A 16648-nucleotide genomic window follows, 5' to 3' on the forward strand; every position below is an offset into this window, starting at 1 on the left:
GCGGCAGGCTGATCGGGGTACGGGCGCTGACTGACCGCTCAGCTCACCGCAGCGACCGTCCGGCGACGGTGAGGTTTGCCGTTTACGAGTGATGTGGGCACGTTGTCTGCGACGTTTCTCGTCCTCGTCGGAGAGGAAGCAGCGCATGCTTTCCGCACTCGATCGTCGGCACACCATCGCGCCGCCCGGCTACAGCCGGTGGCTCATCCCCCCGGCGGCGTTGGCCATCCACCTCTGCATCGGCCAGGTCTACGCCACAAGCGTCTACAAGAACTCGCTGATCGCGCACTTCGACACCAGCCAGACAGCGATCGGGGTGATCTTCAGCATCGCGATCGTGATGCTCGGGTTGTCCGCCGCGGTCGCCGGGACCTGGGTCGAGGCGAACGGGCCGCGTAAGGCCATGTTCGTCTCGGCCTGTTTCTGGGCGGCGGGCTTCCTGGTGGGCTCGCTGGGCATCGCCACGAAGCAGCTGTGGCTGCTGTACCTGGGCTACGGGCTGCTCGGCGGCATCGGGCTGGGCATCGGCTACATCTCCCCCGTCTCCACTTTGATCAAGTGGTTCCCGGACCGGCCGGGGCTGGCCACCGGGCTGGCGATCATGGGCTTCGGTGGTGGGGCGATGGTCGCCTCTCCCCTGTCGCGGCAACTGCTGTCGTTCTACGACGCCGGCTACGACCCGTCCAACGCGGGATCGACCGCGTCGGGCAGCGCCCTGGTGTGGCTGTTCGTGACGCTCGGCCTGGGTTACTTCGTGATCATGATGTTCGGGGTGGCGAACGTGCGGGTGCCGGCGCAGGACTGGCGGCCGGCCGGCTTCGACCCGGCGAGCGTCGCGGCGAAGCCGCTGGTCACCACGGCGAACGTGTCGGCGGCGAACGCGGTGAAGACCCGCTCGTTCTGGCTGCTGTGGGTGGTGCTGTTCTGCAACGTGACCGCCGGCATCGGCATCCTGGAACAGGCCAGCCCGATGATCCAGGACTTCTTCCGCGACAACGGCACCTCGGCGGTGACCGTCGCGGCGGCCGGCGGGTTCGTCGGTCTGCTGTCGCTGTTCAACATGGCCGGCCGGTTCGTGTGGTCGTCCACCTCGGACGTCATCGGCCGTAAACCGATCTACCTGGTGTACCTGGGTGTCGGCATGGTGCTCTACGCGCTGCTGGCGCTGGTCGGGCAGACCTCGACGGCCCTGTTCGTGCTGTTGGCCTGCGTGATCCTGTCGTTCTACGGCGGTGGGTTCGCGACCGTGCCGGCGTACCTGCGGGACCTGTTCGGCACCTTCCAGGTCGGTGCGATCCACGGACGGTTGCTGACCGCCTGGTCGGCGGCGGGGATCGCCGGTCCGCTGATCGTCAACGGGTTCCTCGACGCGCAGGGCGAGCCGGGCTCGCTGACGGCGGCGGCGTACCGGCCGGCGCTGTTCACGATGGTGGGTGTGCTGGCCGTGGGCTTCGCGGCGAACCTGCTGGTGCGGCCGGTGCCGCAGCGCTACCACGAACCGTCGGACCCGGACGGGCACCAGGATCAGAACGTGGACGAGGACGCGACGGCGCAGAGGAGTGGTACGCGATGAGTGCGGACAGCAGGCCCGGGCAGCAGGCCCGGTTGTGGATCTCCTGGCTGGTGGTGGCGGCGCTGCTCGGCTACGGGGTCGCGCAGACCGTGATCACCGCGGCGAAGCTGTTCACCCACTGAGCCGGCTCCGGCGGCCTCCGACCGCGGGACCGCGTGGTCAGAGGCCGCCGGAAACGCGCAGCACGGTCCCGGTGGTGTACGAGGCGTCCGGGCCGAGCAGCCAGGCGATGGCGGCGGCGATCTCGTCGGGTTCGCCGGCGCGGCCCAGCGGGATACGGCCGACGGCGGAGTCGGCGCGGTCGGGCACCCCGGAGTCGGCGTGGATGTCGGTGCGCACGATGCCGGGGGCGACGGCGTTGACCCGGATGCCCTTCGGGGCGAGTTCCTTGGCCAGGCCGACGGTGAGGGTGTCGGTGGCGGCCTTCACGGCGGCGTAGTGCACGTACTCCCCGGGGCTGCCGAGGGTCGCGGCCGCCGACGACACGTTGACGATCGCCCCACCGTCGGTGAGCCGTCGGGCGGCCTGCTGGGCGCAGAGGACGTAACCGACGAGGTTGACGTCGACGACCCGGCGCAGGTCGTCGACGCGCAGCTCGGTGAAGGGCCCGATGAGGCTGGTGACGCCGGCGTTGTTGACCAGACCGGTGAGCGGGCCGAGCTGGGCGGCCGCGTCGAACAGGGCGCGCACCTGTTCGGGGTCGGTGGTGTCGGCGCGTACCGCGATGGCCTGTGCGCCGGCGGCCCGCAGGTCGGCCAGGACGGCGGTGGCGGCGGCCTCGTCGCGGCGGTAGCACAGGGCGACGTGGTGACCGGCGTCGGCGAGGCGGCGGGCGGTGGCCGCGCCGATGCCACGGCCACCGCCGGTGATGACGGTGACGGGTGCCACGGTGCCTCCCAGGGTCTGCGCAAGGTTCTGCCGACGCTACCGTGACCGGCGCGGGTCGGTCGTCGAGAGGAGAGTCACATGCAGCGGGCGTTGGTGCTCGGCGGTGGCGGGGTGACCGGGGTGGCCTGGGAGTTGGGGCTGCTGGCCGGGTTGGTCGAGCGGGGTGTGCCGGTCACCGAGGCGGATCTGGTGGTGGGCACGTCGGCGGGTTCGCTCGTCGGCGCGCAGGTGTGCTCCGGGTTGCCCGTCGAGCGGTTCTACGCCGAGCAGTTGGCGCCGCCGGTGAGTGAGGTGGCGGCACGGTTGGGCTTCGCCGCGCTGGCGCGGCTGGTGTGGGCAGGTGGCCGTACCCGGGACGCGGTGCGCTCGCGGGCGCGGATCGGGGCGATGGCGGTGGCGGCGCGTACCCAGTCGGAGGCGTCGCGGCGCGCGGTGATCGAGGCCCGCCTGCCGGATCAGGACTGGCCGGCGCGGCGGCTGCTGGTCACGGCGGTGGACGCGGCCTCCGGGGAGTTCGTGGTGTTCGACAGCGACAGCGGGGTGTCTCTGGTGGACGCGGTGGGCGCGAGTTGCGCGGTGCCCGGGGTGTGGCCGCCGGTGACGATCGGCGCGCGCCGCTTCGTCGACGGTGGGATGCGCTCGTCGGTGAACGCGGACCTGGCGGCGGACGCGCGCAGGGTGCTGGTGCTCGCGCCGACGTCGGCGGCGTTCGGGCCGATGCCGCGGCTGTCGGCGCAGGTGGACGGGTTACGGGCGGCCGGGTCGCTGGTGGTGGTGGTGACACCGGACGCGGCGGCGCGTACCGCGATCGGGCGCAACGTGCTGGACCCGGCGCGGCGGGCGGGCGCGGCGCGGGCCGGGCGGGCCCAGGCCGACGCGGTGGCCGACGAGGTGACCGCGCTCTGGGCGTGATCGCTTACGCTCACCGCGCGATCGATCGGACGATGGAGGTGCGCGGTGGCGGGTGTGGGTGTTGGCGACGTGGTGCAGGATTTCGAGCTGCCCGATGAGACGGGCACGCCGCGGCGGCTGTCGGAGTTCCTGGCGGCCGGGCCGGTGGTGCTGTTCTTCTACCCGGCGGCGATGACCCGGGGGTGCACGGCGGAGAGCTGCCACTTCCGTGACCTCGCGGCGGAGTTCACGGCGCTGGGCGCGTCGCGGGTGGGCATCAGCCGGGACCCGGTGGCGAAGCAGGCCGAGTTCTCGAAGCTGCACGGCTTCGACTATCCACTGCTGTCGGACACCGACGGCGCGGTGGCGCAGCAGTTCGGCGTCAAGCGGCGGGTGCCGTTGGGGCCGCTGAGCATGAAGCGGATGACGTTCGTGATCGGCACCGACCGGCGGGTCATCGAGGTGATCCACAGCGAGGTCAGCATGAACGACCACGCGGACCGGGCGCTGCGGGCGCTGGGCGGCTGAGGGTCCTCGACCCACCCCCGGCGCGGGCGTGAGCCCCGTGCGGCGGCTGTCGCAGCCGGCTGGTATCAAGACAGCAATCAAACAGGTGTACGGAAGAGGGTTGTGATGGATGCCGGCCAGGGTTTGTCCACTAGCGAGGTGCAGAGCATCCGGGAGGCGTTGGCGGCCGGGCGCAAACCGCGGGTGGTGTTCACCGCCTCGGCGGGGCAGATCGCCGGTCAGGTCGGTCAGGTGATCGAGCTGACCGACCCCGAGGTGTCCGACGAGTTCGTGGTGGTGCGCTTCGGTCGCGATGAGCTGCCGTTCTCCCCCGCCGATCTGGCCGTGGCGCCCAAGGGCGTCACCCGTCGGGTGGTGGAGCCGAAGCCGGAGCCCGAGGCCGAGCCGCCCGCGCCGGCCGCGCCGGAGTTCGTGTTGGACACGCCGCGGGTGCCCGCGCAGCGACAGGAGGAGCCGAAGGTGGAGCAGACGGAGAAGCCGCCGGCGCGGCGGGCGGTCAAGGCCGTCAAGCCGAAGGGCCCCGCGGGTCTCACCGTGACCCTGGCGTACGCCGACGGTGAGTGGACCGTCGCCGCGCAGCAGGGCAGCAAGGCCCTCGCGAAGCCGTACGTGGTGAAGCCGGCCGAGGCGTTGAAGATGGTGGCGCTCGTCGACGTGCCGGGCGTGCAGGAGGCGGTGGAGCAGATCCTCGGCACCGAGCGGGCCGAGGCGGAGCAGCAGGCCGACAAGCTGCGCGCCGAGCTGGCCGAGATCGAGGCCCGGCTGGCGGAGCTGCGCGAGGCCCGCTGAGCCGGGTCAGTGCCGGCTGTGGTGCTGCAACAGCCGGGTGAGCAGCCGCGTCAGCTGCTCGCGTTCGGTGCTGGACAGCGGGGCGAGCAGCTCACGTTGGACGCGCTCGACGGTCGCGCCCATCCGGCGGGCCTCGTCGACGCCGGCGTCGGTGGCGCTGATGACGTTGCGGCGGCGATCGGCCGGGTCGGGGGCACGCACCACGAGCCCCCGACCGGCCAGCTCGTTGATGGCGGCCACCACGTCGCTGCGGTCGATGCCGCAGCGACGGCCGAGGTCGGCCTGACTCGCCGGCCCGTCCTCGGCCAGGGTGGCGAGCAGCCGGTAGTGGTAGCCGCGCAGGTCGTGCGCGGCGAAGCCCTCGCTGAGCATGCGGGCGGCGTGAGCGGCGGTCTGGTTGAGCAGCCAGCTCGGGGCGGTGCTGAGCCCGGCGGGTGACTGCGGGGCCGCGTGATCCATGGGTCGCAGCCTACCAGGAATCGTTGGCGCGACCCACGATCTGATGTTACGTTGGTGCGACCAACGTTGGTTCGGCCAACGTGTCGAAGGAGGCCTCATGTCCACAGTCCCCACCCTCAACGGCCAGGTCATCGGCCAGGCCCACTACGCCACCCGGGCCCTGCTCGAACGGGCCGCCGCTCCCCTCGGCGTCGAGTTCAACCAGGTGCTCGCCCTCAACGTCCTCGCCAACGGCCCGGTCGAACGCGCACACCTCCTTGAGCGGATCACCAGCACGCTCAAGGTCGACGAGCAGGAGGTGCACCGGGTGCTCGCCACCCTCGTCGACGCCGGCCTCGCGCAGGGCCCGACCTCCACGTCCGGCGACGACGAGCCGCGGCTGGCGCTCACCGACACCGGTCACGCCACGCAGCGCGGTATCGCCGCCGCCGTCGCGGACCTCAGCGCCCGGCTGTACGCGGACATCCCCGCCGACGAGGCCAGCACCGCGGCACGGGTGCTCACCCTCGTCACCCAACGCGCCAACGCCGAACTGGCGGCGATCCCAGCCTGACCGCCCCCAACGCCAGGCAGGCGGCCGGCACCCAGAGGCCTGGGGCCGACCGCCTGGACGGCTACCGTTGCGGGCGCTGCCCGAGCTGCCACCACGGCCCGTTGCAGCACCGCGGTCGAATCCGCCGGAGGGCGCGGGTCAGAAGTAGTCGAGCAACTGCGCCGGACCGCCAGCGCCCAGCAGGTCGAGCGCGGCCGGGTCGACGGTCGGGCTGTGGCGCAGCAGCCCGGCCTGCGCGACCGACCGGGCGTGCGCCGCTCCGGCGTAGAGCAGGGCGAAGCCGCGCACGTCCAGCCGCAGATCCGCCTCGCCGCCGGCCCGGGTCAGCTCGGCGGCGCCGTCGGCGACAGCCAACCGCCAGGTGCCGGAGTTCCAGTCGGCGAGCGGGTCGGCGAGGTGGAAGTCGACGGTGCCGCGGGCGTGGGCGGGCCACCCCCGTGCGCTCACCGCGCGCGCCACGTCCACCGGCCGGTGCATCCACAGGTCCCGCTCGTGCTCGCGGGCCGACTCCAACGGCAGGTGGACGCTGACCGCGTCCCCGTCGAGCGGGCACAGTCGCAGGGTCGGCGCGACGCTTGCCCAACTGCCGAGCACACCGACGAGTTCCCGGGCGGCCTCGGCGGTGACGGCCAGGGCCTCGTCGACGGTGAGCACCGAATCGGCCCCGTAGCCGCGGCCCCGCTGCCAGGTGGCGTAACCGACCAGCTCACCGTCGGCCTCGACGAGGGTGATCCCGTCGCCGGGCAGGCCACGGTCAGCGGCGTCGAACAACCCGCCCCGACGGGTCAGCATGCCGTTGCGGTGCCGGGTGACCCGCTCGTAGAGGGCGGAGACGGCGGGCAGATCGGCAGCAGTGCCGGCCCGGACGGTCAGATGCGCGGCGGGCCGGTGCCGGGGCAGCGCGGCGGTGGCCAGGTCGACGGTGCGCAGCACACCGGCGGCCTCCCACCCGCAGGCCCGGTAGGGGGCGGCGACGGTCGGATAGAGCGCGCTGATCGCCGCCCCACGCTCGCGCGCGCCCCGCAGCAGCGCGGTGAGCAGGGCGCGGGCCACGCCCCGGCCACGGGCCTCGGGTGCGACGGCCACCCCTGCCACGTCGGCGGCCGGCACCGCCCGCCCGGACCACCACTGGTCGTGGTGCAGGTCGACGGCCTTGCCGACGAGCCGACCGGCGTCGTCGAACGCGCCGTGACGGGTCAGGCCGGGCACCGGGGCGGGCGCGGGTGCCGGGCGCTGCGGGTCGGAGCCGAACGCGAACCGGCCCAGCTCCCAGGCGGCGTCGAGGTCGTCGGCGGTGAGTTCGCGTACGTGCATCGGCACAACCTAGCGGCACGGCCCCCGGGCGGCCCGCGAATTATCGCCGAGTCGCCACACCCCGTCGATCTTGCAGTCTCGGTCGTCGAGATGCGTGGAACGCGGCTTATGTCGCCGCAGGAAGTGCAAGATCGCGGAAGGGGCGACCACCGGTCAGTGCTGGGGGATGTTGGCGACGCCGATGCGCTTGCGGAACACCCAGTAGGTCCATCCCTGGTAGGCCAGCACCACCGGAGTGAAGATCACCGCCACCCAGGTCATGATCTTCAGGGTGTACGGGGTGGACGCGGCGTTGGTGGCCGTCAGCGTGCCCGCCGCGTCCAGGGTGGAGGGCAGCACGTTCGGGAACAGCGCCGCGAACAGGGTCGCCACGGCCAGGCCGATCGCCACGGCGGTGCCGGTGAACGCCCAGCCCTCCCGGCGTACCCGGGCGGCCGCCAGACCACCGAGCAGGGCGAGGGCCGCGCCGACGGCGAGCACGACGGCGGCCGCGCTGGAGCGGATGCTCAGCGTCCAGGTCAGGAACCCGACGGCGAGCACGGCGGCGCCCACGCCCAGGCGCACCGCGAGCGTGCCCGCCCGCTCGCGGATGTCACCTGTGGTCTTCAGGGCGAGGAACACCGCGCCGTGGGTGAGGAACAGCGCGAGGGTGGTCGCGCCGCCCAGCAGGGCGTACGGGTTGAGCAGGTCCAGCAGGCCGCCGACGTACTCGTGGTCGGCGTCCAGTGGCACGCCGCGCAGGATGTTGGCGAAGGCGACGCCCCACAGGATCGCCGGCAGCAGCGAGCCGACGACGATCGCCGTGTCCCAGCGGCGTTTCCAGGACGCCTCGGGGCGCTTGTGCCGGTACTCGAAGGCGACGCCCCGGGCGATCAGGGCCAGCAGGATCAGCAGCAGCGGCAGGTAGAAGCCGGAGAAGAGGGTGGCGTACCACTCGGGGAACGCGGCGAACATGGCGCCACCGGCGGTGATCAGCCACACCTCGTTGCCGTCCCAGACCGGGCCGATGGTGTTGATCAGGACGCGGCGTTCCCGGTCGTCGCGGCCGAGCACGGGCAGCAGCATGCCGACGCCGAAGTCGAAGCCCTCCAGGATGAAGTACCCGGTGAACAGCACGGCGACGAGGAGAAACCAGATGGTGGTCAGGTCCACGATGGGCTCCGGGATCAGTAGGCGAAGGCGAGCGGGCGCTCGGCGTCGTCGGTGTCGTCGGTGGGGGGTTGCTCGCTGACGTCCGGCACGCCGGCCTTGGCGTAGCGCAGCAGCAGCTTCACCTCGATCACGGCGAGGGTGGCGTAGATCAGCGTGAAGGCGGTGAACGAGGTGAGCACCTCGGCCAGCGAGACGCTGCGGGACACCCCGTTGCGGGTGAGCATCTCGCCGAAGACGATCCACGGCTGGCGACCCATCTCGGTGAAGATCCAGCCGAAGGAGTTGGCCAGCAGGGGCAGCACCGGCATGGCCAGCCCGGCGCGCAGCAGCCACCTGCTGCTCGGGGTGCGGCCCTTGCGCTGGCTCCAGAGCACCAGCAGGGCGATCGCGCCGGCCGCCATCCCGAAGGCGATCATGAAGCGGAAGCTCCAGTAGGTGACCGGGATGATCGGGGTGTAGCTGCCCGCGCCGTACTGGGTGGCGTACTGGGCCTGCAGGTCGTTGATGCCGTGCACGGTGCCGTGCGGGTCGCCGGTGCCCAGGTACGACAGCAGGTACGGGATCTTGAGGGCGAACACCTCGCGGCTGCCGTCCAGGCTGCCGATGGTGAGCACGGAGAACGAGGCGGGGCTCTCGGTGGTGTAGAGGCCCTCGGCGGCGGCCATCTTCATCGGCTGCACATCGGTCATGATCTTGCCCTGGATGTCGCCGGTGAACAGCACGGCGGCGGAGGCGACCAGGACCACCCAGGAGCCGAACTTGGTGGCGAAGCGGTACGCGCCGGTGTCGGCGGAGTCGCGGTTGCGGATGACGTGCCACAGTCCGACCGCGACGATCAGCGACCCGGCGACCAGGAACGAGCCGGCCAGGGTGTGCGGGAAGGTGACCAGGGCGACCTTGTTGGTCAGCACGGCCGGGAAGTCGGTCAGTTCGGCGCGTCCGCTGTCGGGGTTGATCCGGTAGCCGACCGGGTTCTGCATGAACGAGTTCGCCGCGAGGATGAAGTACGCGCTGAGGTTGGTGCCGATCGCGGCGGCCCAGATGCTGGCCAGGTGCGCCCGCTTGGGCAGCCGGTCCCAGCCGAAGATCCACAGGCCGATGAATGTGGATTCGAGGAAGAACGCGACGAGCGCCTCGATGGCCAGGGGGGCGCCGAAGACGTCGCCGACGAAGCGGGAGTAGTCGCTCCAGTTCATGCCGAACTGGAACTCCTGCACGATGCCGGTGACCACGCCCATCGCGAAGTTGATCAGGAACAGCTTGCCGTAGAACTTGGTGAGCTTGAGGTAGCGCTCGTTGCCGGTGCGGTGCCACATCGTCTGCAGGATGGCCACCAGCACGGACAGGCCGATGGTCAGCGGCACGAAGAGAAAGTGGTAGACGGTGGTGACACCGAACTGCCAGCGGGCAACGTCCAACGCGTCCACCTGAAACCCCCAGCCATCCTTACTACGAGACGTAGTAAATACTACTGCCCGTCGTAGAGGGCTGGGCTGCCCGCGCCCATCCGAAACCCATGACCCTGATCACCCGACCCGCCCTCGCGGCCCCGCCGCCACATGCGACGATGGCGCGCTGATGAACACCTCCACCTGGCAGCCGCCGCTGATCTGGCGTGCGGCCCTTCTGCTGGCCCGGGGCCTTGTCGGCCTGCTCGCCCGCCTCGAGGTCACCGGCGACGTCCCGGCGCACCTGCGTCGCGGCCCGCTGGTGCTGGCCGCCAACCACATCAGCCCGTTCGACCCGGTGGTGATGGCCGCCGCCTGCCAGACCCGTGGCATCGCCCCGCGGATCATGGCGACCGCCGGGCTGTTCCGCGTTCCGGTGTTCGGCGCCGCCATGCGCCACGCCGGGCACATCCGGGTCGACCGGGGCACCAGCGCCGTACACCGGGCCCTCGACGACGCCGCCACGGCCGTCGCCCGCGGCTCGGTGATCCTCATCTACCCCGAGGGGCGCATCGGCCTGGACCCCGGCCTGTGGCCCGAACGCGGCAAGACCGGCGCCGCCCGACTCGCCCTGGCCTGCGGCGCCCCGGTCGTCCCGGTCGCCCAGTGGGGCTCGCACGAGGTGCTGCCCTACCAGGCGCCCCGCGGAATGCTGCGCGGCATCGCGCGCTCGCTGCGGCGTCGGCCGGTGATCCGGGTGCACTTCGGCGCTCCCGTCGACCTGGGCGAGACGGCACCCGCCAATCCTGGCGCGGCCCGCCGGGCCACCGACCGGATCATCGACGCGCTCACCGACACCCTCGCCCCACTGCGCCCCGACGAGCCGGACCTGCCCCGCCACGTCGACCCCGGTCGCCCCACCGACCTGACCCGGGCGCACCGCCGCCACTCACGCTGAGGCCGGCACCGAGACCGGGGCCACAAGGTTCTCCCCCACGGACGGGAGGCGCGTCACGCGGTCGGGGGAACCCCGGCGTTCACGATCCGCCGATGATCGAGGAATGACCGTCCGTGCGGGCTCACAAGCGAGATCCAACGTTGCCGGACCGAGGTGGACGACGACAAGGTGCGTCGCCGGGTACGGAGCCGCCCTCGCCATGGTGCCGTACTTCGTCGTCAAGGTCATCTGGACGTTGGACGGTCTGCGCGGCGGCGGACTGCACGACGGCGCCTGGAGCAAGCTGGACTGGACGGCGCTCAACGGCCTGACTGTCGCGATGGCCGGAGCGGCCATCCTGCTCGGCCTGGCGCTGGGGCAACGGTGGGGCATGCGGATCCCCGGCTGGCTGATACTCCTCCCGGCGTGGATCGGCACGGGGTTTCTCGTACCGATGATCCCGATCCTGCCGGCGCTGCTGCTGACGACGGGTGGCGGTGACACCGCAGCCGACGTGGTAGTGCCCGCGTGGGAGGTCGCGCTCGTATCGGTGTCCTTCGCCGGGTTCGGCCTCGGAATGGCCGTCGCGGTTCCCCTGTACGTCTGGCAGCGTTGGCCACACGCCCTCACCGGCCGGACGCCCACGGACCAGGCTGTGGTCCGCACGAGCGGGGCGGTGGAACGCGCCGTGGCCAACCTCGCGGCGGCCGTCAGCGTCGCGCTCGGTCTGCCGCAGTTGTACTGGGGGCTGGGCGGCAGCCTCGGGCTCGATCAAGGGGCCCTCGACCATCGTGATGCCCAATGGCACGTCCTGACCGTCAACAGCGGGCTGTGGGCCCTGATCGCCGCCTGGGGAGTGTGGACGATCTCGCGTCAGCGAGCCGGCGCGAGCGTCCGGACGCCGATGCTGCTGACCTGGGTGGCATCCGGATGCTTGTTCGCCTGGGGTTCGTGGAAGGCGATCTTCACCTACGCGGTCACGTCCTCGTTCCCGTCGCCGGAGGCCCCGGTGACGTTGGCGGTGGAAAACCACTTCGGCGCGCTCGCCGGCGCGATGGCGGTGGTCGTGCTGCTCCTTCTGATCACCCGTCCGACGTCGGCCGTGAGCGCCGTCACAAGCCCCGCTGACAGCTTAGACAGATTGCGGAAATCTGTCTAAGCTGTCTACGTGAGCAACGTGGAGATGGTTGACGCGGACCCGAAGCGCACCGCCGTCCTGGCGGCGGCGGTCGCGGTGTTCGGGCGCTACGGCTTCCAGAAGACGTCGATGGAGGCGGTCGCCAAGGCGGCCGGCATCTCCCGGCCCGGCCTGTACCTGATGTTCCCCAACAAGGAGCAGCTGTACCGCGCCACCATGCAGGGCGTCATGGAACGCGCCCAGCACGCCATGGAAGCCTGCCTCGCCGACCGGTCGCCGAGCTTCGACGAGCGGGTCGTGGCCGGGCTGGACGCCCTGATGGGCTCGTACATCGACACCCAGGTGGCCCGCGACCTCAATGACCTGCTGGAGAACAGCGAGCCACAGCTGGGCTCGATGTTCCACGACTACCAGGTGCGGGCTCAGGCGGCACTGCGCGCCCACATCGACGCTGCCGCCCCGCCCGGCCTGCTTGACGAGGACCGGACCGCCGACGACGTGATGGACCTGCTCTTCTCCGCAGCGCTCACCTGGAAGTCGACGTCGACCTCCAGGGACGAGTTCCGCGACCGGCTCCGCCGGGCCCTGCGGCTGCTGCACCGCTGACAACCCCACCCCGCAACGCCGTGATCTTGCACCCCAGGAGGCCCGAAATGTCACTAATCATCACCCGTTACTCGGCCCAGTCGACAGCCGCCGAGGTGATCGACGGCGTCGACCTCACCGGCCGGCGGGCCATCGTCACCGGCGGCGCGTCCGGGATCGGCCTGGAAACCGCCCGGGCGCTGGCCGACGCCGGCGCCGAGGTGACACTGGCCGTACGCGACACCGCCGCCGGCGAACGCGCCGCCGCCGACATCACGGCCGGCGGAGCGCCCGCCAAGGTCCGGGTCGACCACCTCGACCTGGCCGACCGCACCTCCATCGACGCCTTCGTGGCCGGCTGGACCGGCCCGCTGCACATCCTGGTCAACAACGCCGGCATCATGGCCGTGCCCGAGCTGACCAGGACAGCCGAAGGCTGGGAGACGCAGTTCGCCATCAACCACCTCGGTCACGCCGCACTGACCCTCGGCCTGCACGACGCGCTCGCCGCCGCGCGCGGCGCCCGCATCGTCGTGGTCAGCTCGTCGGCCCACCAGCAGTCCCCTGTCGTCTTCGACGACATCCACTTCACTGCCCGCCCCTACGAGGCCTGGTCGGCGTACGGCCAGTCGAAGACCGCCACCATCCTGTTCACCGTCGCCCTGGCCAGGAAGTGGGCCGCCGACGGCATCACCGCCAACGCCCTGCACCCCGGCGGCATCATGACCAACCTGCAACGGCACCTCGACGACGCGCAGTTGCGCTGGGTCGGCGCGCTGGACGAGCAGGGCAACCGCCTGGAGGTGCCGCCGGGCTGGAAGACCCCCCAGCAGGGCGCGGCCACCTCGGTCCTGCTGGCCGCCAGCCCCGAGGTCGAGGGTGTGACCGGCCGCTACTTCGAGGACGGCAACGAGGCCCCGGTCATCGCCGAGCGGGTCGACGGCAGGAGCGGCGTGCTCCCGTACGCCCTCGATGACACGAACGCCGACGTCCTCTGGGACGAGACGCTCCGGCTCCTGGGGCGCTGACCGGATCGGCTCAGGTGCCCGGGCACCTGAGCCGTACGGGCGACGGGGATAATGATCATGTGTCCCGCCGCCGTCTCGTTCTCGTCGCAGTGCTCCTCCTCGTCGTCGGCGGGGTGGGCTACGCCGGGCTGCGGACGGAGTACCACCAGGCCAAGGACCGGCGGGACCTCGCCGACCTGACCAGATCGTCACCGTGGCCCCGGGACGAGCTGCTCATCCCCGACGACGTGACCCGGCCCGGCGCGGTCGGCTGGCTGGAGCGTGGTGGCCTCGACATCGCCTACCCGCTGCGTACCGCCGATGGCCGGACTGTGCCGGTGCTCTGGCGGCTCCGCGTGCCGCAACCCGCCAGCGGCCTGCCCGACGGCGTCGACTGCGGCTCGCCGCGGCTGCGCACCTGCACCGACCTGGGCGGCGGGAGCACGCTGATCGTGACTCACGAGACCGACAACAGCGACCCGTCCATCGCCCTCTACCGCACCGATGGCGCCAAGGTGCGGGCGATCGAGGTGCAGGGGCCGGACCCGGTCGGCGTCGACGAGCTGAGCGCCGCGCTCACCCGTGCGCACCGCCCTGGCGACGCGGAACTGCTGGACCTGTTGCGCCACGACGGCTACCAGACCGACTGGAGCTGACCACGCCCGGCTGAGCCCTCCCGCGATCTTGCAGTTGCTGTCGCGGCAAACAGGGCATCGCGCGCATCTCGGCGACCGAAACTGCAAGATCCGCGCGGTGAGCGCGCAGGGCCGCAGGGCCGCAGGGCGTAGGACGCGCAGGGCGATGCCCGGTTCCCCTGGCCGGGGGGCGCGGCTGGCTCGGCAGGGGGATGAGGTCGCTTCGAGCGGTGGCGATGCTGAAACACGTCAGCAGGCCATCGCTCAAGGGAGTGCCATGTTCAGGTCTGGTTCGCAGGTGACGGCGTTGGGGGCAGTGGCAGCCGTGGTGGTCGCGGCGGGACCCTCGGCGGCCCGGGCGCAGCAACGTCCCGAGACGGCGAGCGCCGCAGCCGGCTGGTCGGTGGTCGCCGGGATGGGCCATTTCGTGTACGACGAGCCCAACGTGGTGGGGCACCGGATCTGGTTCGGTGTCTCGGCGGTGTCGCCCGCCGACGGAACAGCGCGTGGCCAGTTCCTCTACCGGCACGAGCAGTCGGACGGCACGCTGGTCGCGCAGGGGCGGGCCGACGTGACCTGTCTGAAGGTCACCGGAAACGTCGCGCTCTTCACCGCGATCGTGCCGGCGGGCGAAGGGTCGGCGCAGAACCACGGCTTCTACGTGAAGATCATCGACGGGGGTCCACGGCCCGATGTGATCGTCGACGCGCAGGCGCAGAACGGCACCGAACGGCCGCCCACGCACTGCATCGACCCGGAGACGGAGGTTCCTGCCGAATACCCCCAACGACCCCGGTACCCGGTCCTCGCCGGCGGCTATGTGGTGCAGGCCCGATGACCATGCTGTGGCGATGGTGGAGGAACTGGCCGACCTGGACCGGTTACGCGGCTGCGGGTCTCTCGCTGGTCTACGGCGGGCTGGGTCTGTACTGGACGGCCGGTGGCGACGGCTTCCCGTTCGCGCCGGTCGACCCGGCACGCGCGTCCGGGTCGATCCTGGAAGGCAGCCGGGCCGAGGTCGTCGCCCCGGTCATCGCCGCACTCGGGCTGCTCGGTGCGGTCGTCGCGTGGGTGATGACGCGGCGCGCCCAGCCCGGTCGCCTGTCGGTGGCGCTGGTGGTCTTCGGATGGGCGGCCGCCGGCGGGTTGACCCTGATCATTCCCGACTACACCCTGATCATCCTGGTGGCGTTCGCGCCGCTGCTGCTGGTCTTCGCCTTCACCGGCGTACCAGGCGACCAGGGCGGTGTCGGTGACATCCTGTACTGGCACCGGACGAACCTGATCATCGTGTTCGTCGGCGGTCTGCTCTGGGCCGCGACCACCCTCGCCTACCGCCGACGGGTCCGGGGCGGCTGCGCGTACTGCGGCCGCCGCCACGGCGATGACAGTGGCCCGACCCGGCGGACGCTGCTGCGCCACGGCAGGTGGGCCGTCGTGATCGCCTGCCTCGCGCCACTGCCCTACGAGGTCACCAGGATCGCCTGGTACCTGGGCTATCCGCTCGGTATCAGCCGGGACTTCCTGCGGATGATGCAGGACACGCCGGGGATGCTCGAGGTCGGGCTGGGCTGCGCGGTCGCGTCGGCGCTGGGTGGTGTGCTCACCCACGGTCTGGTGACCCGGTGGGGAGAGATCTACCCACGCTGGATCTGGTTCCGGGCCGGCAGACGGGTCCCGCCCGCCCTCGCCATCGTTCCGGCGTCGATTGTCGCTGTGACGATCATCCCGGCCGGTCTGATGTTCCTCTGGACCAGCGAAGCCCGGGGCACCTGGGCCCTGTACGTCCCGAGCCTCTTCTGGACGGTGTGGGGGGTGGCGCTCGGCGCCGCCACGATCGCCTACCACCTGCGGCGACGCGGTGCCTGCCGGCACTGCGGTCGGGGCCACCAGCCGGGGTCGGAACCGCAACCGCCGGTGCGCGAACGGCAGGTGCGCGACGAACTCGCAGGCGCACCGACGTCACGAGCATGATCTTCGCCGGCAGGCCACCCACGCGCCACCGACGGCGGGCATACTGCGTCGCGTGTTGACCCGATTCGGCTACCTCGACGCTCCCGCGCCGCTGGCGTTCGCCCACCGCGGCGGCGCGGCCGAGGGCGACGAGAACACCACCGAGGCGTTCGCCCGGGCCATCGGGCTGGGCTACCGGTACGTGGAGACCGACGTGCACGCCACCGCGGACGGCGTCGCGGTGATCTTCCACGATCCGACGCTGCTGCGGGTCACCGGTGAGGCGGGGCGCATCGCCGAGATGAGCTGGGCCGACCTCGCCTCGGTACGCGTCGGCGGCGCTGCCGTCGTACCCCGGCTCGACGAGGTGTTGGGCGCGTGGCCGCAGGTCCGCTTCAACATCGACGTGAAGGCCGACAGCGGCGTCGCGCCGACGGTCGCGACCGTGACCCGGGCCGGCGCCGGCGACCGGGTGCTGCTCGCCTCGTTCAGCGATGCCCGGCTGACCCGGCTGCGGGCGCTCACCGAGGGACGGGTCGCCACCAGTCTGGGCATGCGCGGGGTCGCCCGGCTGCGTCTCGCCTCCCTGCACGGGCGGCCGCTGCGGCTGCCGCCGTCGGTGGTCGCCGCGCAGGTGCCGCCACGCTACGGGCGGGTGCCGGTGGTGGACCGCCGGTTTCTCGACTACTGCCACCGCATCGGCCTGCAGGTGCACGTCTGGACGATCGACGAACCAGCCCAGATGCACGAGTTACTGGATCGTGGCGTGGATGGCATCATGACCGATCACGTCGGCGTGCTGCGCGACGTCTACCGCAGCCGCGGCCACTGGGCCGCCTGACCGTCGAAGGACCCCCG

19 protein-coding genes are annotated in these 16648 nt (G+C 71.8%); 14 read left to right on the top strand and 5 right to left on the bottom strand.

The annotated features are described in order from the left end of the window. Nucleotides 1–145: 145 nt before the first annotated feature. Entirely contained in the window at nucleotides 146–1573 is a 1428-nt protein-coding gene (locus ACQP0U_RS15725) for an OFA family MFS transporter (protein ID WP_433320153.1), read from the top strand. After that, a complete protein-coding gene (locus ACQP0U_RS15730) occupies nucleotides 1570–1695 on the top strand; it encodes an MFS transporter small subunit (protein ID WP_433320156.1) in 126 nt (41 codons plus the stop codon). The genes ACQP0U_RS15725 and ACQP0U_RS15730 overlap by 4 nt, the downstream gene beginning before the upstream one ends. A gap of 37 nt (nucleotides 1696–1732) precedes the next feature. On the opposite strand, the gene ACQP0U_RS15735 is transcribed toward ACQP0U_RS15730, so the two are convergent. After that, nucleotides 1733–2461 carry an SDR family NAD(P)-dependent oxidoreductase gene (locus ACQP0U_RS15735; protein WP_433320159.1) on the bottom strand — a complete coding sequence of 243 codons (729 nt, stop codon included), beginning with the start codon at nucleotides 2459–2461 and terminating at the stop codon, nucleotides 1733–1735. A 78-nt stretch (nucleotides 2462–2539) separates the two neighbouring features. On the opposite strand from ACQP0U_RS15735, the gene ACQP0U_RS15740 reads away from it, so the two are divergent. The 3 genes from ACQP0U_RS15740 to ACQP0U_RS15750 all read left to right on the top strand — a co-directional run bounded on the left by ACQP0U_RS15740 (nucleotide 2540) and on the right by ACQP0U_RS15750 (nucleotide 4669). Continuing rightward, nucleotides 2540–3373, top strand: a complete 834-nt coding sequence (locus ACQP0U_RS15740; RefSeq protein ID WP_433320162.1) for a patatin-like phospholipase family protein — start codon at nucleotides 2540–2542, stop codon at nucleotides 3371–3373. 45 nt (nucleotides 3374–3418) lie between these two features. Beyond that, nucleotides 3419–3880 carry a peroxiredoxin gene (locus ACQP0U_RS15745; RefSeq protein WP_433320165.1) on the top strand — a complete coding sequence of 154 codons (462 nt, stop codon included), beginning with the start codon at nucleotides 3419–3421 and terminating at the stop codon, nucleotides 3878–3880. Nucleotides 3881–3985: 105 nt separating this feature from the next. After that, nucleotides 3986–4669 (top strand): hypothetical protein, encoded by a 684-nt coding sequence (locus ACQP0U_RS15750; RefSeq protein ID WP_433320168.1) that lies wholly within the window; start codon nucleotides 3986–3988, stop codon nucleotides 4667–4669. A 6-nt stretch (nucleotides 4670–4675) separates the two neighbouring features. Here ACQP0U_RS15750 and ACQP0U_RS15755 read toward each other — a convergent pair whose 3' ends face one another. Beyond that, nucleotides 4676–5128, bottom strand: coding sequence for a MarR family winged helix-turn-helix transcriptional regulator (locus ACQP0U_RS15755; protein ID WP_433320171.1), 453 nt, complete (start codon nucleotides 5126–5128; stop codon nucleotides 4676–4678). A gap of 97 nt (nucleotides 5129–5225) precedes the next feature. Between ACQP0U_RS15755 and ACQP0U_RS15760 the strand changes: the two genes are divergently transcribed. Beyond that, entirely contained in the window at nucleotides 5226–5681 is a 456-nt protein-coding gene (locus ACQP0U_RS15760) for a hypothetical protein (protein ID WP_433320174.1), read from the top strand. A 138-nt stretch (nucleotides 5682–5819) separates the two neighbouring features. On the opposite strand, the gene ACQP0U_RS15765 is transcribed toward ACQP0U_RS15760, so the two are convergent. The 3 genes from ACQP0U_RS15765 to ACQP0U_RS15775 all read right to left on the bottom strand — a co-directional run bounded on the left by ACQP0U_RS15765 (nucleotide 5820) and on the right by ACQP0U_RS15775 (nucleotide 9574). After that, on the bottom strand, nucleotides 5820–6995 hold the full coding sequence (locus ACQP0U_RS15765; protein WP_433320177.1) for a GNAT family N-acetyltransferase: 1176 nt from the start codon (nucleotides 6993–6995) through the stop codon (nucleotides 5820–5822). A 153-nt stretch (nucleotides 6996–7148) separates the two neighbouring features. Next, nucleotides 7149–8147: a cytochrome d ubiquinol oxidase subunit II gene (gene cydB / locus ACQP0U_RS15770; protein ID WP_433320180.1), complete on the bottom strand. Its 999-nt coding sequence runs from the start codon at nucleotides 8145–8147 to the stop codon at nucleotides 7149–7151. A 14-nt stretch (nucleotides 8148–8161) separates the two neighbouring features. Then, on the bottom strand, nucleotides 8162–9574 hold the full coding sequence (locus tag ACQP0U_RS15775; RefSeq protein WP_433320183.1) for a cytochrome ubiquinol oxidase subunit I: 1413 nt from the start codon (nucleotides 9572–9574) through the stop codon (nucleotides 8162–8164). Between the two features lie 151 nt (nucleotides 9575–9725). On the opposite strand from ACQP0U_RS15775, the gene ACQP0U_RS15780 reads away from it, so the two are divergent. The 8 genes from ACQP0U_RS15780 (at nucleotide 9726) to ACQP0U_RS15815 (ending at nucleotide 16631) form a co-directional block, all read left to right on the top strand. Next, entirely contained in the window at nucleotides 9726–10493 is a 768-nt protein-coding gene (locus ACQP0U_RS15780) for a lysophospholipid acyltransferase family protein (RefSeq protein WP_433320186.1), read from the top strand. Nucleotides 10494–10692: 199 nt separating this feature from the next. After that, nucleotides 10693–11631 (top strand): hypothetical protein, encoded by a 939-nt coding sequence (locus ACQP0U_RS15785; RefSeq protein ID WP_433320189.1) that lies wholly within the window; start codon nucleotides 10693–10695, stop codon nucleotides 11629–11631. Nucleotides 11632–11640: 9 nt separating this feature from the next. Next, on the top strand, nucleotides 11641–12216 hold the full coding sequence (locus tag ACQP0U_RS15790) for a TetR/AcrR family transcriptional regulator (protein ID WP_433320192.1): 576 nt from the start codon (nucleotides 11641–11643) through the stop codon (nucleotides 12214–12216). Nucleotides 12217–12263: 47 nt separating this feature from the next. Then, nucleotides 12264–13223, top strand: coding sequence for an SDR family NAD(P)-dependent oxidoreductase (locus tag ACQP0U_RS15795; protein WP_433320195.1), 960 nt, complete (start codon nucleotides 12264–12266; stop codon nucleotides 13221–13223). Between the two features lie 59 nt (nucleotides 13224–13282). Continuing rightward, nucleotides 13283–13858 carry a hypothetical protein gene (locus tag ACQP0U_RS15800; protein WP_433320198.1) on the top strand — a complete coding sequence of 192 codons (576 nt, stop codon included), beginning with the start codon at nucleotides 13283–13285 and terminating at the stop codon, nucleotides 13856–13858. A 256-nt stretch (nucleotides 13859–14114) separates the two neighbouring features. Then, entirely contained in the window at nucleotides 14115–14675 is a 561-nt protein-coding gene (locus tag ACQP0U_RS15805; protein WP_433320201.1) for a hypothetical protein, read from the top strand. Further along, a complete protein-coding gene (locus ACQP0U_RS15810; protein ID WP_433320204.1) occupies nucleotides 14672–15811 on the top strand; it encodes an NYN domain-containing protein in 1140 nt (379 codons plus the stop codon). Before ACQP0U_RS15805 ends, ACQP0U_RS15810 begins: the two co-directional genes overlap by 4 nt. 52 nt (nucleotides 15812–15863) lie before the next feature. Next, the gene (locus ACQP0U_RS15815; RefSeq protein WP_433320207.1) at nucleotides 15864–16631 is read left to right on the top strand and encodes a glycerophosphodiester phosphodiesterase; all 768 of its coding nucleotides are present in this window, start codon (nucleotides 15864–15866) and stop codon (nucleotides 16629–16631) included. Nucleotides 16632–16648: the final 17 nt, after the last annotated feature.

The sequence above is a fragment of the Micromonospora sp. CA-269861 genome, assembly GCF_050948505.1.
GTDB lineage: Bacteria > Actinomycetota > Actinomycetes > Mycobacteriales > Micromonosporaceae > Micromonospora.